The 1,478-nt window shown below is 65.0% G+C and carries 2 protein-coding genes; both read left to right on the top strand.

Going from position 1 to position 1,478, the window contains the following annotated elements; translation table 11 throughout:
* Positions 1 to 2: 2 nt before the first annotated feature.
* Positions 3 to 464: a tripartite tricarboxylate transporter TctB family protein gene (locus IGW04_RS15445; RefSeq protein WP_194713983.1), complete on the top strand. Its 462-nt coding sequence runs from the start codon at positions 3 to 5 to the stop codon at positions 462 to 464.
* Between the two features lie 9 nt (positions 465 to 473).
* The coding region (locus IGW04_RS15440; RefSeq protein WP_194713982.1) for a tripartite tricarboxylate transporter permease at positions 474 to 1,478 on the top strand (1,005 nt) is incomplete at its 3' end.

The following is a 1,478-nucleotide window of genomic DNA, read 5'->3' as shown; positions in this document are numbered from 1 at the left end:
GCATGTTAATCAGGAACCAGAAGGACTTCTGGTCGGGGGTGATGTTTGCCGCCTTCGGCCTTTTCTTCGCCGGGTTTGGCACCCGCTACACCTTTGGCTCGGCCGCCCGCATGGGCCCCGGCTACTTCCCCACCGTACTCGGCGTCATCCTCGTCATCATGGGTGTCGTCATCGCCCTGATGGCGCTTTCACCCAAGGCAGAGGAAAGCAAGGTCGACCGCTTTTCCTGGTCCACCATCATCCTCATCCTCGGCTCGGTCGTGCTGTTCGGCCTGTTCCTGCCGCGCCTGGGGCTGATCCTTTCCCTCATCACCGTGGTGCTGGTTTCGAGCTATGCCAGCCATGAGTTCGGCTGGCGCGCCGCACTGATCAACACCGTCGTGCTGGTCCTGCTGTGCCTGTTCGTCTTCGTCTATGCCCTGAGTCTGCAGTTTCCGCTGTGGCCCACTTTCCTCGGCGCCTAAGGAGCACACATGGAAACCCTGATTGCCAACCTCTCCACCGGCTTCGGCGCGGTGCTGGCCCTGGAGCCGTTCTCGGTCTTCGGCCTGACCATGAGCCTGCCGATGAACCTGGCCTACTGCTTCATCGGCGCCCTGATCGGCACCCTGATCGGCGTGCTGCCGGGCCTGGGCCCGATCGCCACCATCGCCATGCTGCTGCCGGCAACCTATGCGCTGCCCCCGCTGGGCGGCCTGATCATGCTGGCCGGCATTTACTACGGCGCCCAGTACGGCGGTTCCACCACCGCCATCCTGGTCAACCTGCCCGGTGAAACCTCGTCGGTCGTGACCTGTATCGACGGCTACCAGATGGCCCGCCGCGGCCGCGCCGGCGTGGCGCTGTCGACCGCTGCCATCGGCTCGTTCTTTGCCGGCTGCGTCGGCACGCTGCTGCTGGCCGCCTTCGCGGTGCCGCTGGCTGAAGTGGCCTTCAAGTTCGGCCCGGCCGAGTACTTCTCGCTGATGGTGCTGGGCATGATCGGCGCGGTGGTGCTGGCTTCGGGCTCGCTGGTCAAGGCCATCGCCATGATCGTGCTGGGCCTGCTGGGCGGCGTGATCGGCACGGATGTGAACACCGGCGTGTCGCGCTATGCGTTCGACATTCCCGAGCTGTCCGACGGCGTGAGCTTTGCCGCGGTGGCCATGGGCGTGTTCGGCTTTGCCGAGGTGATGACCAACCTCGAGCAGAAGGAGCACCGCGAAGTCTTCACCAACAAGATCACCACGCTGTTCCCGTCGAAGGACGACTTCAAGCGCATGGCTGCGCCGATCCTGCGTGGCACGGCCTTGGGCTCGATGCTGGGCATTTTGCCGGGCGGCGGCGCGGCGCTGGCCTCGTTTGGCGCCTACACGATGGAAAAGAAGGTCAGCAAGAACAGCGCCGAGTTCGGCAAGGGCGCCATCGAGGGCCTGGCCGGTCCGGAGTCGGCCAACAACGCTGCGGCGCAGACCTCGTTCATTCCGCTCTTGACGCTG

It is taken from the genome of Noviherbaspirillum soli (assembly GCF_015352955.1).
Classification (GTDB): domain Bacteria; phylum Pseudomonadota; class Gammaproteobacteria; order Burkholderiales; family Burkholderiaceae_D; genus Noviherbaspirillum_A; species Noviherbaspirillum_A soli.
This window is presented reverse-complemented; position numbering and strand designations above follow the sequence as displayed.

Excerpts from the sequence above, each read along its gene's own strand:
- IGW04_RS15445 (WP_194713983.1), top strand. The coding sequence starts at position 3 with ATGTTAATCAGGAACCAGAAGGACTTCTGGTCGGGGGTGATGTTTGCC.